The organism is Microcystis sp. (assembly GCF_048564745.1).
In the GTDB taxonomy this organism is placed as follows: Bacteria; Cyanobacteriota; Cyanobacteriia; order Cyanobacteriales; family Microcystaceae; genus Microcystis; species Microcystis ichthyoblabe_A.
Genome location: NZ_JBLZRT010000109.1, coordinates 1 through 16,854 on the forward strand (window position 1 = coordinate 1; position 16,854 = coordinate 16,854).

Annotated in this window: 16 protein-coding genes and 2 pseudogenes; 12 read left to right on the forward strand and 6 right to left on the reverse strand. The window is 48.1% G+C overall.

Annotation, left to right across the window (positions count from 1 at the left end):
• Positions 1 to 247: 247 nt before the first annotated feature.
• Positions 248 to 766 (reverse strand): annotated as a pseudogene (locus tag ACOCD9_RS12665) (methyltransferase domain-containing protein); the annotation flags it as partial.
• A 359-nt stretch (positions 767 to 1,125) separates the two neighbouring features.
• Complete coding sequence (locus ACOCD9_RS12670; RefSeq protein WP_287703686.1) at positions 1,126 to 1,383, reverse strand: hypothetical protein; 258 nt, start codon at positions 1,381 to 1,383, stop codon at positions 1,126 to 1,128.
• Positions 1,384 to 1,813: 430 nt separating this feature from the next.
• Here ACOCD9_RS12670 and ACOCD9_RS12675 point away from each other — a divergent pair, with 430 nt between their 5' ends.
• The 3 genes from ACOCD9_RS12675 to sigC all read left to right on the forward strand — a co-directional run bounded on the left by ACOCD9_RS12675 (position 1,814) and on the right by sigC (position 5,462).
• Complete coding sequence (locus ACOCD9_RS12675; RefSeq protein ID WP_419547665.1) at positions 1,814 to 2,809, forward strand: LysR family transcriptional regulator; 996 nt, start codon at positions 1,814 to 1,816, stop codon at positions 2,807 to 2,809.
• Between the two features lie 43 nt (positions 2,810 to 2,852).
• On the forward strand, positions 2,853 to 3,914 hold the full coding sequence (locus tag ACOCD9_RS12680; protein ID WP_419547667.1) for an anthranilate phosphoribosyltransferase family protein: 1,062 nt from the start codon (positions 2,853 to 2,855) through the stop codon (positions 3,912 to 3,914).
• A gap of 231 nt (positions 3,915 to 4,145) precedes the next feature.
• Positions 4,146 to 5,462 (forward strand): RNA polymerase sigma factor SigC, encoded by a 1,317-nt coding sequence (sigC, locus tag ACOCD9_RS12685; protein WP_419547669.1) that lies wholly within the window; start codon positions 4,146 to 4,148, stop codon positions 5,460 to 5,462.
• Between the two features lie 40 nt (positions 5,463 to 5,502).
• On the opposite strand, the pseudogene ACOCD9_RS12690 reads toward sigC, so the two are convergent.
• Together ACOCD9_RS12690 and ACOCD9_RS12695 are read right to left on the reverse strand one after the other, a co-directional pair.
• Positions 5,503 to 5,577, reverse strand: a pseudogene (locus tag ACOCD9_RS12690) (thiol-disulfide oxidoreductase); the annotation flags it as partial.
• A 12-nt stretch (positions 5,578 to 5,589) separates the two neighbouring features.
• Positions 5,590 to 6,852: a sulfonate ABC transporter substrate-binding protein gene (locus ACOCD9_RS12695; RefSeq protein ID WP_419547670.1), complete on the reverse strand. Its 1,263-nt coding sequence runs from the start codon at positions 6,850 to 6,852 to the stop codon at positions 5,590 to 5,592.
• Positions 6,853 to 7,092: 240 nt separating this feature from the next.
• Here ACOCD9_RS12695 and ACOCD9_RS12700 point away from each other — a divergent pair, with 240 nt between their 5' ends.
• The 8 genes from ACOCD9_RS12700 (at position 7,093) to ACOCD9_RS12735 (ending at position 14,756) form a co-directional block, all read left to right on the forward strand.
• Complete coding sequence (locus ACOCD9_RS12700; RefSeq protein WP_108937666.1) at positions 7,093 to 7,767, forward strand: cadmium resistance transporter; 675 nt, start codon at positions 7,093 to 7,095, stop codon at positions 7,765 to 7,767.
• Positions 7,768 to 7,877: 110 nt separating this feature from the next.
• The gene (locus ACOCD9_RS12705; protein ID WP_419547672.1) at positions 7,878 to 8,951 is read left to right on the forward strand and encodes a sulfate ABC transporter substrate-binding protein; all 1,074 of its coding nucleotides are present in this window, start codon (positions 7,878 to 7,880) and stop codon (positions 8,949 to 8,951) included.
• Between the two features lie 20 nt (positions 8,952 to 8,971).
• Complete coding sequence (locus ACOCD9_RS12710; RefSeq protein ID WP_419547674.1) at positions 8,972 to 9,970, forward strand: PstS family phosphate ABC transporter substrate-binding protein; 999 nt, start codon at positions 8,972 to 8,974, stop codon at positions 9,968 to 9,970.
• 20 nt (positions 9,971 to 9,990) lie between these two features.
• Positions 9,991 to 10,935, forward strand: a complete 945-nt coding sequence (gene pstC, locus ACOCD9_RS12715; protein ID WP_419547676.1) for a phosphate ABC transporter permease subunit PstC — start codon at positions 9,991 to 9,993, stop codon at positions 10,933 to 10,935.
• 6 nt (positions 10,936 to 10,941) lie between these two features.
• Entirely contained in the window at positions 10,942 to 11,838 is an 897-nt protein-coding gene (pstA, locus tag ACOCD9_RS12720) for a phosphate ABC transporter permease PstA (RefSeq protein ID WP_419547677.1), read from the forward strand.
• A 57-nt stretch (positions 11,839 to 11,895) separates the two neighbouring features.
• The gene (gene pstB / locus ACOCD9_RS12725) at positions 11,896 to 12,717 is read left to right on the forward strand and encodes a phosphate ABC transporter ATP-binding protein PstB (RefSeq protein WP_287703673.1); all 822 of its coding nucleotides are present in this window, start codon (positions 11,896 to 11,898) and stop codon (positions 12,715 to 12,717) included.
• Positions 12,718 to 12,788: 71 nt separating this feature from the next.
• Positions 12,789 to 13,880, forward strand: coding sequence for a calcium/proton exchanger (gene cax, locus ACOCD9_RS12730; protein WP_419547678.1), 1,092 nt, complete (start codon positions 12,789 to 12,791; stop codon positions 13,878 to 13,880).
• Between the two features lie 135 nt (positions 13,881 to 14,015).
• On the forward strand, positions 14,016 to 14,756 hold the full coding sequence (locus tag ACOCD9_RS12735; RefSeq protein ID WP_419547680.1) for a cadmium resistance transporter: 741 nt from the start codon (positions 14,016 to 14,018) through the stop codon (positions 14,754 to 14,756).
• A 175-nt stretch (positions 14,757 to 14,931) separates the two neighbouring features.
• On the opposite strand, the gene ACOCD9_RS12740 is transcribed toward ACOCD9_RS12735, so the two are convergent.
• On the reverse strand, positions 14,932 to 15,414 hold the full coding sequence (locus ACOCD9_RS12740) for a thiol-disulfide oxidoreductase DCC family protein (protein ID WP_287726918.1): 483 nt from the start codon (positions 15,412 to 15,414) through the stop codon (positions 14,932 to 14,934).
• 104 nt (positions 15,415 to 15,518) lie between these two features.
• Positions 15,519 to 16,238: a TerC family protein gene (locus tag ACOCD9_RS12745; protein WP_002737049.1), complete on the reverse strand. Its 720-nt coding sequence runs from the start codon at positions 16,236 to 16,238 to the stop codon at positions 15,519 to 15,521.
• 190 nt (positions 16,239 to 16,428) lie between these two features.
• Here ACOCD9_RS12745 and psaM point away from each other — a divergent pair, with 190 nt between their 5' ends.
• Positions 16,429 to 16,521: a photosystem I reaction center subunit XII gene (psaM, locus tag ACOCD9_RS12750; RefSeq protein ID WP_012264462.1), complete on the forward strand. Its 93-nt coding sequence runs from the start codon at positions 16,429 to 16,431 to the stop codon at positions 16,519 to 16,521.
• Positions 16,522 to 16,854 lie beyond the last annotated feature (333 nt).

The window sequence follows — 16,854 nt, forward strand, 5'->3', positions numbered from 1 at the left end:
AGTCTCAAGCGTGAGTGGCAATGATAGTCAAGAGTCGTCCCCGACCTTGGCAGAGATGAATTTTGCCGTGAGCGAGACTAAATCGACGGTAAGGCGGGGGCAGATATCGAAATAACCCCCAACTCCTCAGAAATAAGTATCGACAGTTAGGAACCAACCCCTGACCTCGCATCTGAAGCACTTAAGGAGAAAAAATATGCTTGACCAAAGTTTCGACCTATCACACAGCGATGTTTTAGATGATATCTAGTAAACGTCCTCCCAGTTTTAAGACGCGAAAAGCTTCGCGTAAAGCTAACTGTAAATCGGCTGGTTTAAAGATATTAAAAAGACAATTCTGCGCCACCACATCGACGGAGGCATCCTCCACCAGCAATTCAAAGGCAGAACCATCTCTAATTTCCACAAAATCGAGACTAAACCAGGGATTTTCCAGCAGTGCTTCGCCGAGATTTCTTTGGGCTGCCCAACGCATTTCTGGCACTGGATCCACCGCAATCACTCCCCCCGGACGACGGGAAAAATAGGCGAATTGCAGTGCTTCTAAACCACCACCCACACCCACATACAAAACCCTGGGAGAATTGCCCAATTCATTAACCTGCACCGTCGTGCCACAACCATAGTTCATCTCCTGCATAATGGCGGGGATTTTTAACCCCGGCAGTTGCAAGGGACTGCCCTGGACATAACATAGCCCCACTTCAGGAGTTTGGGCTACTTCGCTGTAAAATTTGGCAGTGGCTTCCAGATAAGTCATTTTCATCCTTTAAACTCCTTTTCTCTGATCAATTCAAGGATCGACTTCCCATCCCCGCCCAACGCTATCTTAGCATTTGTACTAACCTACAAACCCTAATTGATCACCTTGAGATAGGCAAGTTCATCGGCGATCAAATCCCAGAAACGGGTTACACTGTCTTTAAAGTTCGCCTCAAAAACAGCGATATTCAATAGGGCAAAAGTAGTGGCCATCCTGTTATCTATCAACTTAAAGATAATAGTTGTGTTTTATTGAAGATTGATTATTAGGAGTATAATATCCTAACCATTTAAGGATTTGTTATGCTGGTGAAAGAGGTTTTAATTGACCAATAATGTAGATATTTGTATCTAAAAAAATTCTCACCATTTATAACGCTCCTGAAACAGTTCTTGCTTAACTTCACGAATAAGCTCTAAAATCTGTTCCTGAGTTTCGATACCTGCTTCTTTAAATGCAGCTTGCATATTAGTACGCGCTTGTTCAAACTCAACTTGTTTGTTTTTATCGGGGACAATAATAACAAGTTCAACCTCTGTGTCTGTTGGCAAATCTTGATGGTATTGCTCGATAATTAATTGTCCATCTTTGATTTTGGCTTTAGTCTGAATAAATTGCATTTTTGATTTTTCCTCAGACTCAATCTGGTTTATTGCATCTATTTTAAGTAGCTGGTTATAATTAAATTAAAAATGGATTTTAGGTTCGATCCCCCCCGCCCCCCTTAATAAGGGGGGTGCCGATAGGCGGGGGGATCCCCCCTTGATAAGGGGGGTATCTGACAACTTTTAACACCTACCTACTTAACTTTATCCCAGATTACATCCCTAGTAATCCCTAGCAAGGTAGAAAATATTCTGATGAAATCAGGATTGTTGAATCTGCCAGAAAAAAGACAGTTCAACAGCCCAATTATGAGCGAGAAGTAGTTCAAGGCTGACCGCTAAAATAACTGATAACTGAGAAAACGGTAGCAATTTCTACCAAAAGTCAGAATAAAATTCGTTATTGTCATAAGGTCATGACGGAATGTAATTAAAACCAGAAAGAATGCGGATCGAGCAATTGCAAGCCTTTTTAGCCGTAGCCGATACAGGCAATTTCGGTCAAGCCGCGCGCCAGTGTGGAGTCACCCAATCGACTATCAGCCGCCAGATTCAATCCCTAGAAACCGATTTGGGCTTACCTCTTTTCCATCGTACCGCCCAAGCAAAATTAACCATTGCCGGCGAGAAATTACTGCCCCGGGCGAAACGGATTTGTCAAGAATGGACGAATATTCACAGGGAAATCACTGACCTACAGGCAGGAAAACAGCCGGAGTTGTGCGTGGCGGCGATTCATTCCGTCTGCGCCCACTATTTACCGCCGATTTTGCCGAAATTCTGTGCTGAATACCCAGAAGTTCAGTTAAGAGTTACAGCCCTAGGCAGCGATCGCGCCTTAAAAGTGCTGCGGGATGGTTTAGTAGATCTGGCGTTGGTAATGAATAATCGTTTTCTCACCTCTAGCCCAGAGATGGTGGTAGAAATATTATACGAAGAAGCGATCGAAATTCTCATGGCCGCTAATCATCCCCTCGCCCAATACAAAGAAGTGCCATGGTCAGAATTAATCCCCTATCCGCAAGTGGTTTTCAAAGATGGCTACGGAATGCAAAGATTAGTACAAGAATGGTTTTCCCGTCAGGATGCCCACCTGAAAACCGTCATGGAATTAAACACCCTCGATGCTTTTCGCGGTGTGGTGCGTCAGGGTAATATTATCGCTCTTCTGCCCCAATCTGCCCTGATGGAGGCTCGTAGCGATGCCACCCTCGCCATTCGTCCCCTTCGACTTGGCTCAGGGCAAGCTCTTGCTTCCCCTAGTAGCGAAAATCCCCATCCTAATAATGGTAAATTTAGTCATCGTCTCACCCGTCAGGTAGTCCTTGTCACCACTAGCGATCGCCTACAGATACCACCGATCGCTCATTTTTGTCAATTAGTGCGGCAAATAAAGCAAAGTATGATTAAAAACCTAGAAAATCACCACGTCCAGCCTTAGCAATCCCAATCAATCCCATTTACTTTTTATTTTCTTCCTTGAGATGAGCGATACTTTTCGAGAATTATTAAAAGCGATCGGTAGTGGCACCCATACGGGCAAAAATTTAACCCGTCCCGAAGCGGCAATGGCCACCAAGATGATGTTAACCCAAGAGGCAACCCCAGCCCAAATCGGTGCTTTTATGATTGCCCATCGCATTAAACGCCCCACCAGCGATGAGTTAGCGGGAATGCTTGATGCCTACGCCGAGCTTGGTCCGCAAATAACCCTAGAATCAGCCTCTTTTCAGCATCCGATCACTATTTTTGGCAATCCCTACGATGGACGCTCTCGCACTGCCCCGGTTACTCCGATCACTACTTTAATCTTAGGGTTGGCGGGGGTTCCCGTAGTCCTGCACGGGGGCGATCGAATGCCGACTAAATACGGTATTTCCCTCAGAGAAATCTGGCAGCAATTAGGAGCAGATTTTAGTCAATTATCCTTAGCAGCAGTGAAAGACTGTTTAATCACCACAGGATTGACTTTTTTCTATATTCCGCGCCATTTTCCCCTAGTACAGAATTTTATTCCCTATCGGGAGCAAATCGGTAAACGTCCGCCTATGGCTACGGTAGAGTTAATCTGGTCGCCTTTTGTGGGTAATATTCATCAGATATCGGGTTTTGTTCATCCCCCCACCGAAGATCGTTTTCGCGAAACTTTTGCCCTGAGAAATATCTCTCATTTCACGACTGTGAAAGGATTAGAGGGGAGTTGTGATTTAGCCTGTAATCGGACGGCGATTATCGGTTTGGGAAATCCCACCGATCCTCCTTCCTTTCAGCGATTTTTCTTAAATCCTCGCGATTATGGCTTTTGTCCCTCGGATTATCCCCTGGAATCTTTAGAATTGCTCACCGCTAAATTAAAGGGTTTATTAGCTGGAGAAAATAACGAATTAACCGACGCGGCAATTTTTAACGGTGGTTTTTATCTTTGGCGCTGTGGAATTGCCCCGGATATCCCCACCGGTTTCCAGCAAGCACAACAATCTTTACAGTCAGGAAAAGCCCTGGCTAAACTAGAACAAATCCGTAATTATCTGGAAAATCAGGAATAGATAGGAATAGGACTGTAGGGGAAATTACTTCTAAATCAATCATTAATTTGAGAAGTTGGGCCAAGAAGGTAAACCCCAGACTTGGTGTAACTTCTCGGTTTAAAGATCAATGCTTTTGAAAAAAAATTTTCCCGACTGCATCATTTCCGCGCTCAAGCGGGAAAACCATGACTACGGTGAACGATTTAGAAGTTTCTAATTCCTATCACAGTCGCCCATAGAAAAGCCCTCATGTCTGCAATTAATCCCTCGACCCTCGAAACTGAATTTATCTCTCCCTCTTTTTCTATCTTAAAACTGAAGGAAAACTCGATCGACCTAGATGAGGATTTTCTCGGCCATGATTTAAAAGATGATTTAGTATCTAGTCCCCAAAAAAGCTACAGCAACCGTACAACTACCGATTTAGTCCGTTTATACCTACAAGACATTGGCAGAGTGCCTCTACTCAAACGGGACGAAGAAGTTGAACAAGCGCAACGGGTGCAGCGTCATCTGTCTTTACTGAAATTGCGCGCCACTGCCCTTAAACAAGGTGATGCACAAATACAGCAATTTGTCAAGTTAATTAAGATTTGTGATCGACTGACCGCCCTTCGGCTTCTCTCAGGGTCAACTCGATCAGCTCATCCTCTCTCCCTGGAACGTTGGGCAGAAACTGCCCAAATCACCGTGTCTGAGTTAAAAAATGCTTTGAAAGCGGGAAAACAGCGTTGGGCGCATCTAGCGGGCTTAGAAGTGGAAGAATTAGAAGAAATTATTGCCCTTGGTACCCGTGCCAAAGAACAGATGATCAAGGCCAATTTACGTCTGGTTGACCCTGAGAGAAGTCGAAGGGTGGTGTCGGTGGCCAAAAAATATCAGAATCGCGGTTTAGAATTATTGGATTTGATTCAAGAGGGAACCCTAGGTTTAGAATGCGCCGTCAAGAAATTTGACCCCACCAAAGGCTATCATTTTACTACCTATGCCTACTGGTGGATCCGTCAAGGAATTACGAGGGCGGTCGCAACGCGCTCGCTACGCGAGATCGCGACTCAAAGCCGGATTATTCGCTTACCGGTGAGTATTACCGAAAAACTCAACAGAATTAGGAAAGCACAACGGAAAATCTCGCAAATGCGCGGTCGTACTGCGACCGTAGAGGAAATTGCCCAAGAGTTAGGGATGACTCCTGAAACTGTGCGGGAATTGTTGATGAAAGTGCCGCGTTCGGTTTCCTTAGAAATAAAAGTGGGTAAGGAAAAAGATACGGAATTAATAGACCTTTTGGAAACTGAAGAAGTGTCTTCAGAAAATCGTCTTGTCTATGAATCTTTGCAAAGAGATATGAGAGAACTATTGGCAGATTTAACCACTCGCGAACGAGAAGTGATTGAATGGCGCTATGGTTTTCTCGATGGTAAATCCCATTCCTTGGCTGATATCGGTCGCATCTTGGAATTATCCGGGGAAAGGGTGCGAAAAATTGAGTTGAAAGCGTTGCAAAAACTGCGTCAATCCGGGCGACATCATCAAATTCGCGATTATTTTGAAGCTTTGAGTTAGTTAGATCACCAACAGAAGAACCCTATTAGGGAGTTAAATACTCCCTGATAATATCCACTAGAAACCCGATCATCAGCCATTTGGTAGCGGCATAAATCCAACCAATGCCCAAAATGGTGCTGTGGGGTTAATATGTCCAATTTTGTTTCGTCTGTAGGGTGTAGGTTCCGTCGCGCACATTGACTCGATGGGGGATCAGCTTCAGGTCTCGGAAGATATTAGCTTGGTGTTGTAGGGCCGTCAGAGAGCGATCGTCGATCGGGATAATGGCACGTTCAGAGGCACGTTGTTCAAGATTAGTGATGATCGCTGGATCGATCTCATGGTGAGCTGCCAAGCGTCTCGTCGCCTCTAACTCCTGTTGTTTCGCCCAAGCACCTGCCTCGTTCACTTCTTCTAAAATCACCTTCAGTACATCGGGATAATCCCGCACCAATTCGGGAACTGCATAATAATAGGTCGGCACTTCTAGAGAGGCGTTTTCCCCAAAGATACCCCCTAGATCGGCCAACGATCTTCCCGGATAGGTGCGCGTCTCCGTGGGGGAATAGGGAACCCAGACCACCCAAGCGTCGATCTCACCGCGACGAAAAAGCACCAGTGCTTCCGGTTGAGTCGCATACACCGGTTCGATATCGCTTAATTCTAGATTCACTCTCATCAGGGCGCGGATGAGGACATAATGGGCGCTCGAACCTCGATCGAAGGCGATTCTTTTGCCTTTTAAATCCGCCAACGTCTCTATTGGCGAATCCTCAGGCACGAGAATCGCCTGACCTTTCGGGGCGGTATATTTTTCCTTGGCTACCCGGACGAAGACGTGTTCCGCCGCTTGGGAGAAAATACTCGCCGTACCGCCACCACCGCAGAAGTCGATCGTTCCGTTGCTCAAGGCCTCGATCAGAGAGGAAGCGGCCAGAAAACTCGTCCACGTTACCGTCACCCCCAAGGGTTTTAAGCGTCTTTCCAGAAAGGCCTGGGCGCGGAGAACTTCCAGATTGGTCATACCCTCGGGATAGCCGATCTTGAGGGTTCCTAACCGCCGCGCTTGTTTGGCGAGAGGAGTGATATCGGAGGGGGTCGAGCGCTTGAACCAGCGATCGATCAGGATACAGAAGAGAATTCCAGCGATAAATAATCCCACGGTTTCCAATAGTCGGGGAGTCGTATTCCGGGGGAATTTAAAGCTATCGACGAGGTTCAGAATCAGGTTATCGGATCGAGAATTTTGACCGACGGCGATCTCGCGTAGCGAGCGCTTTGCGTTCGTGTCGGAAAATCCAGCCAGGAGAAAGCTCCCGACGAGGCTGGTCACAAAAAGCACTGCGGGAAGAACTCCCCGGCAATTTCGCCACGGTTTCCAGAGACACTTGATCGAACGGTGGAGCATGGGATTTCTCGCAGAAAACAAGATTTTTTATCGGGAAAGGAGACAAGAGAGAAGGGTTTCCCAACTTGATCCCTTCGACTTGGCTCAGGGCAAGCGGGAGAGGTTCCATTAGTTTTATCTACATACTATAAAAATCCACGACTCCTCGATTGTGTAACAAAGTACATTTATAAATGTATTGAAAATGATATAGTTTCAAAATGAAATTGCGCCCGCATTTGAGAGATCGAGGTAGTATGGATGGATTGGTTGATCGAAATCGTCAAAATCGCGGTGGCCACCGGCATAGCCACCACCTTCGACGACAATATTTATCTAACTGGCTTCTTTAGCGAGGTAAATCGTACCTTTCGCCCGGTTCACGTTGTCGTCGGCGAGCTAGTCGGGTTTACGGCCTTAGTATCGGTGAGCTTGCTGGGTTTTCTACTCGGCTTAATCATCCCGCCGATTTATATAGGTCTTCTCGGAATCTTGCCAATCCTCATCGGTGTGAGAAATTTACTGACGTTAAATCGCGATAACGAGAGGGAAACCGCAGATCGCAAGGTGAATTTGCGAAGAAACGCCCAATTTCATGGGTTTGCCTCCCGCAGACTATCCCTCGCTCAAGTCCTCAGAGATCGCCAAACCTATAAAGTTTCCGCGGTCACGATATCCAATGGCGGCAATAATCTCGGTATCTACATTCCCCTATTCGCCAATAGTACCGTGGCGCAGTTAGCCGTAATCATCCCGATCTGCTATCTAATCGTTTGTACTTGGTTATTTCTCTCCTATAATCTAACCCGCCAACCGGGGATCGCGGTTGTCCTCAGCCGTTATGCGAGTAAGCTTTTCCCTTTTGTGCTGATGTGGTTGGGGCTACGGATTATTCTCGATAACGGCTCCTATCGCCTGTTGATTCCCATCGGCTAAATTAGACCCCCCGTAAAAATCGCCAATCTCCGGCTCCCAAGGGAGTCAGAACTCAGGAAGAGAGAATAAAAAATTAGTTGGTTTAGATCAACCTTATCGAGAAAATCCCGATGAATGTATCACTGTTGTCAATTCGATCGCTGTTTCGTCCCTTTCGTTCCTTATCGGGGAGGAGCTTCCTTTCCTTCCTGTTAGTGGGACTGTTGGCAAGTCTCGCCCTCGCCTCCTGCGGGGGAATCGGCTCGAAACCGGAGGTGAAACTGAATCTCGTTTCCTTCTCGGTCACAAAAGCCGCCCACGACCAGATTATCCCGAAATTCGTCGAGAAATGGCGGAAAGAGCATAACCAAAAAGTCATTTTCCAGCGGAGTTACGGCGGTTCCCTGGCCCAGGCCGATGACGTGATCGCAGGGAAACAAGAGGCGGACGTGGTACATCTGGCCCTTCCCCTCGACGTGATGCGGATATCTCAAGCCGGCCTGATTAATCGCGGTTGGGAAGATCGGGTGCCGCGGCGGGGGGTGGTGAGTCACTCGGTGGCGGCGATCGTGACGCGGGCGGGAAATCCGAAAAAGATTCAATCTTGGGCGGATCTGGCTAGAGAGGACGTTACGGTTCTATCCGCCGATCCGAAAACTTCCGGGATCGCTATTTGGCAGTTATTAGCCCTCTGGGGTTCGGTGACGCAAACGGGGGGCGAACCGCAACAGGCATGGGATTTTGTCCGCCGGATCTATCAAAAGATTCCCACCCTAGCCAGGGACGCACGGGAAGCCAGCAATGCCTTTTTCCAAGAGGGAAACGGGGATGTTTTAGTCACCTACGAAAACGAGGTAATTCTAGCGGCAAGAAATCAACCCGATACCAGTTACTTAGTCCCCCCGGTCAATATCTCGATCGATAATCCCGTGGCGGTGGTGGATAGAAATGTCGATAAACACGGCACGCGAGAGGTGGCCGAGGCCTTTGTGAATTTCCTCTATTCCGAGCCTGCACAACAGGAATTGGCCAAATTAGGCTATCGCTCGGTCAATCCCTTCGTGGCCAAGGATGAAGGATTACAATTCCCGCCGATCGAAACTCTTTTCAACGCCCAAGATCTCGGGGGTTGGACGTTGATCGAAAAGGAATTTCTGGCCAATAACGGCATCTTCGAGCAGATTAAAAACCAGTCGGCTTCCTAACATTTTTCCCGCTTTAATCTATGAAATTCTCTCATTATTTTTTCCTAATCTCCCTTCTGATTGCGAGTAATTTGATCGCCGGTTGCGGTCGCCCGGCCGACTCGGCCGAGAAACAACCACCAGTCTCGATCGACGGTGGTGCGGTGGGTTTCGCCCTCTCCCTCGCCGTTGCCGAAGAATATCAGAGAATCCATCCCGAAGCGCGGGTAAGCGTCGCCACCAGTGGAACCGGGGGCGGTTTTAGTAAGTTCTGCGCTGGAAATCTCGACATTGCCGGGGCATCGCGGGTGATCCGGAAAGAAGAGATCGAGAAATGTCGGGAAAACGGCGTGGAATTTCTGGAATTACCGATGGCGATCGACGGATTGGCAGTGATTGTCAATAAAAAAAATCAATTCGCCAAGTGTTTAACGATTAAAGAACTCGATCGAATGTGGAACACGAAAGCGGAGGGTAGGATTACCAGTTGGAAACAGATTAATCCCAAATTTCCCGACGAGAGATTATTACTTTTCGCGCCGCCTTCCGATACGGGAACCTTCGATTACTTCACCCAGGCGATTACGGGAAAACGGAGAAATAGCCGTACCGATTTTACCCCGAACCGCAATCAAAACGCCCTCGTACAGGGGGTGATCGGCAATCCATCCGCGCTTGCGTATTTAGGCATCTCTTTCTATATGCAGAACCAAGATCGATTGAACTTGGTGGCGATCGAAAATAATGAAGGAAAATGCGTCAAACCGGTCCCCCTCGATAACGTTCTCCGCAATGTCTATAATCCCCTTTCCCGTCCCCTGTTTATCTACGTCAACAAGAATAATTTAAAAACGAATCCATCCCTGGAAAAATTCGTGCGCTTCTATTTAGAAAATTCCTGGAAATGGGTCGATGGCGTGGGTTACGTCGCTTTACCTGATGAGGCCTACGTCAAAACCCTGCGGAAATTCGAGCGCGGGGAAACGGGATCGAAATTCGGCAAAGCTAAACCGGGAGAACCGATCACGAACTTTATCTAAAAAAGGAATTTTGTCAAACCATGACCTTAACCCCGAGTTCTTTCGATAATTCTTTTTTCGCGGCAGATAATTCACTCCTCAAGCGCCCTGGCGACGATATTCAAGAGAAGATAATCGCGCTGATTCTCTTCGCTTGCGCTTTCGTTTCCGTGGCGACGACAATCGGCATCGTGGCGATTATTTTTAGTGAAACCTGGGGATTTTTTCAAGAGGTATCTTTCGCCCAATTCTTTCTCGATACCCGTTGGACTCCACTGTTCGCCACCCCTCATTTCGGCATCTGGCCGCTGATTAACGGGACATTTTTAACCACGGCCATCGCTATGTCCGTCGCGGTTCCTTTAGGCCTATCTTCCGCGATCTACCTCGCCGAATACGCGAAACCGAACCTAGCGGGGATTTTACGCCCTGCGGTGGAACTGCTGGCCGGGATTCCCACGGTGGTGTACGGGTACTTCGCCCTACTGGTGGTCACGCCCACTTTGCGGAATCTTTTCCCCGTCGAGATTTTTAACGCCCTCAGCGCCGGGTTAATGATGGGAATCATGATCACTCCCACGGTGGGATCGATTAGTTTAGACGCGATCCGAGCGGTTCCCCGTTCCCTGCGCGAGGGTTCCTACGCCCTAGGAATTACCAAGCTAGAAACGATTTTTAAAGTGGTTCTCCCCGCCGCCCTGTCCGGGATCATGGCCTCGATTATTTTGGGAATGTCCCGGGCGGTGGGGGAAACGATGACGGTGTTGATCGCCGCCGGCTCGCAACCCCGGCTTACCCTCAATCCCTTCGAGTCGATCGCCACGATGACCGCTTTTATGGCCGAGATTTCCGGGGGAGATGCGCCCCGGGGCAGTCTCAGTTTTAAAACCCTCTACGCAGTCGGCGCGGTGCTTTTTTTGATCACGTTGGCACTGAATCTGGCCAGTTACTGGATCTCCCACCGTTTTAAAGAAAAATACGATTGATTTGCCATGGTTAAATCCTCTGTTAAGTCCGATACCGTTGAATTTATCGACCATCTGGAACGCCGCGAGGTGATCGGCAAATTCTGCGAGTATCTTTTCCTCTTCGGTTTACTGATCGGTTTGTTCGTTCTGGCGCTGTTGGTGTTGAATATCGCCCACGATGGACTCGGACGACTCTTAACCCCCGGATTCCTCACGGAAACGCCTTCCCGTTTCCCGGAAAGGGGCGGTATCCGTCCAGCGATCATCGGTAGTTTCTATCTGGGAATTATCGTGCTTCTCGTGGCGGTGCCGATCGGGGTCGGGTCGGCTTTGTATCTAGAGGAATACGCCCCGAAAACGTGGTGGACGGCACTGATCGAGGTGAATATCGGCAATCTGGCCGGGGTTCCCTCGATCGTCTACGGCTTATTAGGATTAGCGGTTTTTAACTATCTGCTCAATTTTGGCCCGACGCTGATTTCCGGCGCGTTAACCCTTGCGCTTCTCTCGCTGCCGGTGATTATCGTCACGGCGCGGGAGGCGATCCGGGCGGTTCCCGATTCCCTACGCCAAGCCTCCTACGGTCTAGGCAGTACCAAATGGCAGACGATCCAACACCATGTTTTACCCTACGCGGTGCCGGGGATTCTCACGGGGGTGATTATCTCCGTGTCGCGGGCGATCGGAGACGCGGCTTCCTTAATGGTGGTCGGCGCGGTTAGTTTCCTCACTTTCGATCCTGGTTTATTCCAACGCTTTATGGCACTACCGATTCAAATTTTCAGCTATATCACCCGTCCCGAACCAGGTTTCGCCAATGCTGCGGCGGCTGCGATTATCGTTCTGATCCTGTTAATTCTCGCCCTCAACGCCATCGCTATCTATCTACGTCAACATTATTCCCAATCGAGTCAACCTTGATGGCTCCACTTTTCCCTCTTAACCAGTCGTTTAATCACACTCAGGAGAATTTTTGCCATGACTACCCACCTTAACGCCGATCACAGTGTTTTCGAGGCGGAAGGAGTGAAAGTTTTTTATAATGGATTTCTTGCTCTTCTGGACGTTCATATTAAAATTCCCGCACGAAAAATCGTCGCCTTTATCGGGCCGTCCGGTTGCGGGAAAAGTACCCTTTTGCGCTGCTTTAACCGAATGAACGATCTGATCCCCGGCGCCAAGGTGGAGGGAAAACTACTGTACCGAAATCAGAATATTTACGATTCGCAGGTCAATGCGGTCAAGTTGCGGCGACAGGTGGGGATGGTTTTCCAACGTCCCAACCCTTTTCCCAAGAGCATTTACGAGAATATCGCCTACGCGCCTCGAACCAACGGTTATCAGGGAAATCTTGATGAATTGGTCGAGTATTCCCTGCGGCAGGCGGCGATCTGGGAGGAAGTAAAGGACAAACTGAAAGAAAAAGGAACGGCACTATCGGGGGGACAGCAACAGCGTCTCTGTATTGCCCGTGCGATCTCGCGTAGCGAGCGCGTTGCGACCGCTATGAAGCCAGATGTTTTATTGATGGATGAACCCTGTTCGGCCCTCGATCCCATCTCTACCCGTCAGGTGGAGGAATTGTGCCTACAACTGAAGGAAAGTTACACGATCATCACCGTCACCCACAATATGCAGCAGGCATCGCGGATCGCCGACTGGACGGCATTTTTTAACACCGAAACCGATCGGTCCGGGAAACGCCGGGGAAAATTAGTCGAATTTAGCCCCACGGAAGTTATGTTCGGCAATCCGCAAACCGACGAGGCCCGGGAGTATATTACCGGGCGATTTGGGTAATTGAAACAGAAAAAAGTCGATAGTCTGTTTTTCAAAACCGTGCGCGGTTTTATGCCGAGACACCCATTGCTATGAATAGAAAGGACTGGATTTTCGCTATTTTGTTGGTTTTTGTCCCGATCTCGATCGCCTGGAATTTCCTCCATTGGGACGTGACGATCGTTTTCCTGAGCGCCTGTCTGGCGATCGTTCCCCTGGCCGCTTACATGGGAAAGGCAACCGAGGAAATCGCCGTCGTGGTCGGTCCTAATCTTGGCGGTTTAATGAACGCCACCTTCGGCAACGCCACCGAATTAATTCTCGCCTACGCCGCCCTGGAAGAGGGTTTGATCGAGGTGGTGAAAGCGACGATTACCGGTTCGATTATCGGGAATCTGCTGCTGGTAACGGGCTTATCGATGTTTTTCGGCGGCTTACGCTATAAAGAACAGAAATTCCAGCCCGTGACCGCCCGTTTAAATTCCTCGTCGATGAATCTCGCCGTGGCAGCAATCCTCCTACCCACGACCGTTCAATACACCTCCGCCGCAATCGAGGAGAGCGTCCTACAGCGTCTCTCGGTAGCGGTGGCGGCGGTATTAATTTTTGTGTATTGCCTGAGTCTGCTGTTTTCGATGAAGACCCACACCTATCTTTACGAGGTGGGGGTCGCCGATCTCGATCAAGAGTCGGGGGAAGCGGTAAGCGTAAAAAAGCCGAATCTCTGGCTCTGGGTGGGGATATTACTGCTGGTGACGATCGGGGTGGCGGTCGAATCGGAATTATTAGTTAATACCCTAGAGGAAGCCACGCATAAATTAGGATTAACGACCCTTTTCACGGGGGTGATCCTGCTGCCAATTATCGGCAACGCGGCCGAACACGCCACCGCGGTTAGGGTCGCCTTAAAAGACAAAATGGATCTGGCGGTTTCCGTGACGGTGGGTTCGAGTCTGCAAATCGCACTTTTTGTCGCACCGGTTCTCGTAATCGCGGGTTATTTCATCGGTCAGCCGATGGCTCTCGATTTCGACATCTTTGAATTGGTCGCCGTCGCCGTCGCCGTCTGGCTGACTAACTCGATCAGTAACGACGGTCGCTCGAACTGGCTAGAGGGTATATTACTCGTCGCCACCTACGCAGTGATCACCCTTGCTTTCTTTTTCCATCCCGCACCGGGATAAAGCGATCGGTCGTGGGAAATACAGTTTCTCCATCGGGATAGGTAGTAAAATTCTTCCGTTGCCGAACCTTTGAAGGAAAAGCCGAACAAGGTATAACGAACGGACGAACCCGACGGCCATCTTAAGGAAAAAACCATGATCGAGATTGTGATCGCGATATCCACCGGTGTAGCGGCATTCGTCGCCACCAACCTCGACGATATATTGATCCTGACGATTCTCTTCAGCCAAACGGGAAAACTCTTCCGTCGTCGCGATATCGTCATCGGTCAGTATATCGGCTTTAGTCTGCTTGTTATTGCCAGTTTAGCGGGGTTTTTCGGCTGCTTTCTCATCCCTACCCCATGGATTCGCTATCTAGGCCTCGTTCCTGTGATTCTCGGCATCGTTTCCCTTCTCAAAGAAGAGGAGGAGGAGGAAGAGCCGGAGAATGTCGAATTGGACCTAGAGGGTGCGAAACATTCCCCCTTCGGCGTAGCTCAGGGTAAACCCTTCGGTGGTTGGTTTGACCCGCGCACCTATAGCGTGGCCGCGTTAACCGTCGCCAACGGCAGCGATAATATCGGTATTTACGTTCCCCTGTTCGCCAGTAGTACCGTGACAAGTCTGATCGTTATCGTCAGCGTGTTTTTGATTCTGGTGGGGGTTTGGTGTGCGTTCTCGCGTAGCGAGCGCTTTGCGTTCGCCTACGGGTTGACCAGTGTGCCGACCATCGCCACTATTCTAACCAGTCAGGGAAGTACCTTCGTTCCCTGTGTGCTGATCGGTCTGGGTATTTTTATCGTCAAAGAAAGTATTTCCCTCGCGTTTTTGGCCTCAGCAATTAGCTATCTCTGGGCGATCATCGGTCGCAGTCAGGGACTGGCAAGAAAATAAAGTACCATTTATTTACTAGGCAGAATTATCACATTAAATCTGGTTATTAAAAACTGATTATTTATTTCTCCTTTTGCCTTTTGCCTGTCCTTATAAGTAGCCTATACTCAACGGATTTAGTATCACATCCCAAGGGGTGATTCTGAGTGGGGTGTGGGGGTTATAAGATTTTAACTCAGCGAGAACAACGATTTGATGAGTTGCATTCCAGACGTTTTTGACGCTCTGCTAAGATTGTTTTTAAATTCGGTCTTCCGGTTAAGGTTAATCGCCAAGAAGCCCAAATTTCATAGATAATATCCACTAGAAACCCGATAACCGGCCATTTGGTAGCGGCATAAATCCAACCAATGCCCAAAATATCATAGACTTGGCGAAACACTTCCACATTTTGGATAATAGTACCATCAGCTAGTACGGCGTGGATTCGTCCCATGGCTGCCGCGAAGGAAATACCGCCATTTTCCTCCGGATTATAGTTTTCGGCGGCAATATCGACAAAAGCAACTAATCCTCTCCCAGCATCCTGTTTTTGCAGAAAATTAACCTCCCGCAAGCAGAGGGGACATTCTCCATCGTAGAGGAGTTTAATTTTCCAAGAGGGCGATCGAGTAGAATTTTCTAAGGTATCAGCAGATGGAGTCGGTAAAGATGACATGATCTTCTAGGGATTCTCTTTTCAGTGAACAGTGAACAGTAAACAGTAATCAGTGAACTGAAAACTCAAATCCGATCACTGATTACTGACTCCTGATGATTATTTTATGGCAATTCATCAGATTGGATGGGATCACTCTCTATTGGTTCTCGATCGTTGCGTTTTGAGAAACCCCAAGCAAAGAGGATAGCAATTAAACTAATCATAATCCATTCCGGCGGCACAAAATCGGGACTAATCACCCGCAACAACAATCTTAAACCCACCAAACCGACGGTGACAAAACCAGCATCTTCTAGGTGGGTGTATTCCTCTAACCAGCGAATAAATAAACCCGCCATAAAGCGCAGGGTAACTACTCCGATCGTACCACCAAGCAGGATCAACCAAGTATCATCGGCCACGGCGATGGAGGTGGTGACACTATCGAGGGAAAAAGCTAAATCGGTAACGGCAATTAGGGGGATAGCTTGCCAGAGAGATTGAAACTTGAGACTATGATGGGTGTGGTCTTTGTCTTCGGGGGAGGCAAAGTAATTAAAGACTAACCAGAGCAAATATACTGCTCCCAAAAGTTCAAACTGCCAGTATTTAACCACCCAGGTGGCGGTAAGAATCAAGACCATACGGAGAATATAGGCGAAAACTAAGCCAATATTCAGGGCCTGACGTTGACGCTGATGATCTCCTAATCCCTGTGCTATGGAAGCGAGAGCAATGGCGTTATCTGCTGATAATACCGCTTCTAGGGCAATGAGAACCAACAGAATTAACGGGGTTTTTAGACTAAGGGTTAGAGATGAATCAAGGAGCGAGTCTAACATTGAGGCCGCAGGTAAAAATAAATGTAATCATGGCAATACCTCAGCTTAACGCTTTTACAACTTTCTTTTCTAGGGGAGATAACCGTCATCGGGGGTGGGGAGATATGAAGTCTTGTAACGAAATGATGCAGAGAACCCCGATGATGTCGGAAAGTATTGGATGAATATCTTTATGAGGAGATAATCAGCAATGCTTTCTGATACTCAAGTTTTAGTCGCTCTGGTAATTGCTTTAATCCCCGGGATTTTGGCTTTTCGTCTAGCGACGGAACTTTATAAGTAAAACCGCTTTCAATAAACCCTGATCCCGTCTGACCTACCTATAGGATAGACCGATTGGGGTTTTTTTGGTTATCGGTCATCAGTTATCAGTGATTGGGTGTAAATTGAAAGTAATTAAGTAGGTAGGCGTTAAAAGTTGTCAGATGCCCCCCTTATCAAGGGGGGATTAAGGGGGGATCGGCACCCCCCTTATCAAGCTGTCCTTTAGTCACATCTTTCTTAACATTTCAAACCTTTGTGGCACAAGGCTTTCAAGACTCGGTTAACAATTTGTAATATTCCTTGTTGACACCCTTACTGACAAAGAAAAAACTGAAATCAAGTCAGGATAAGG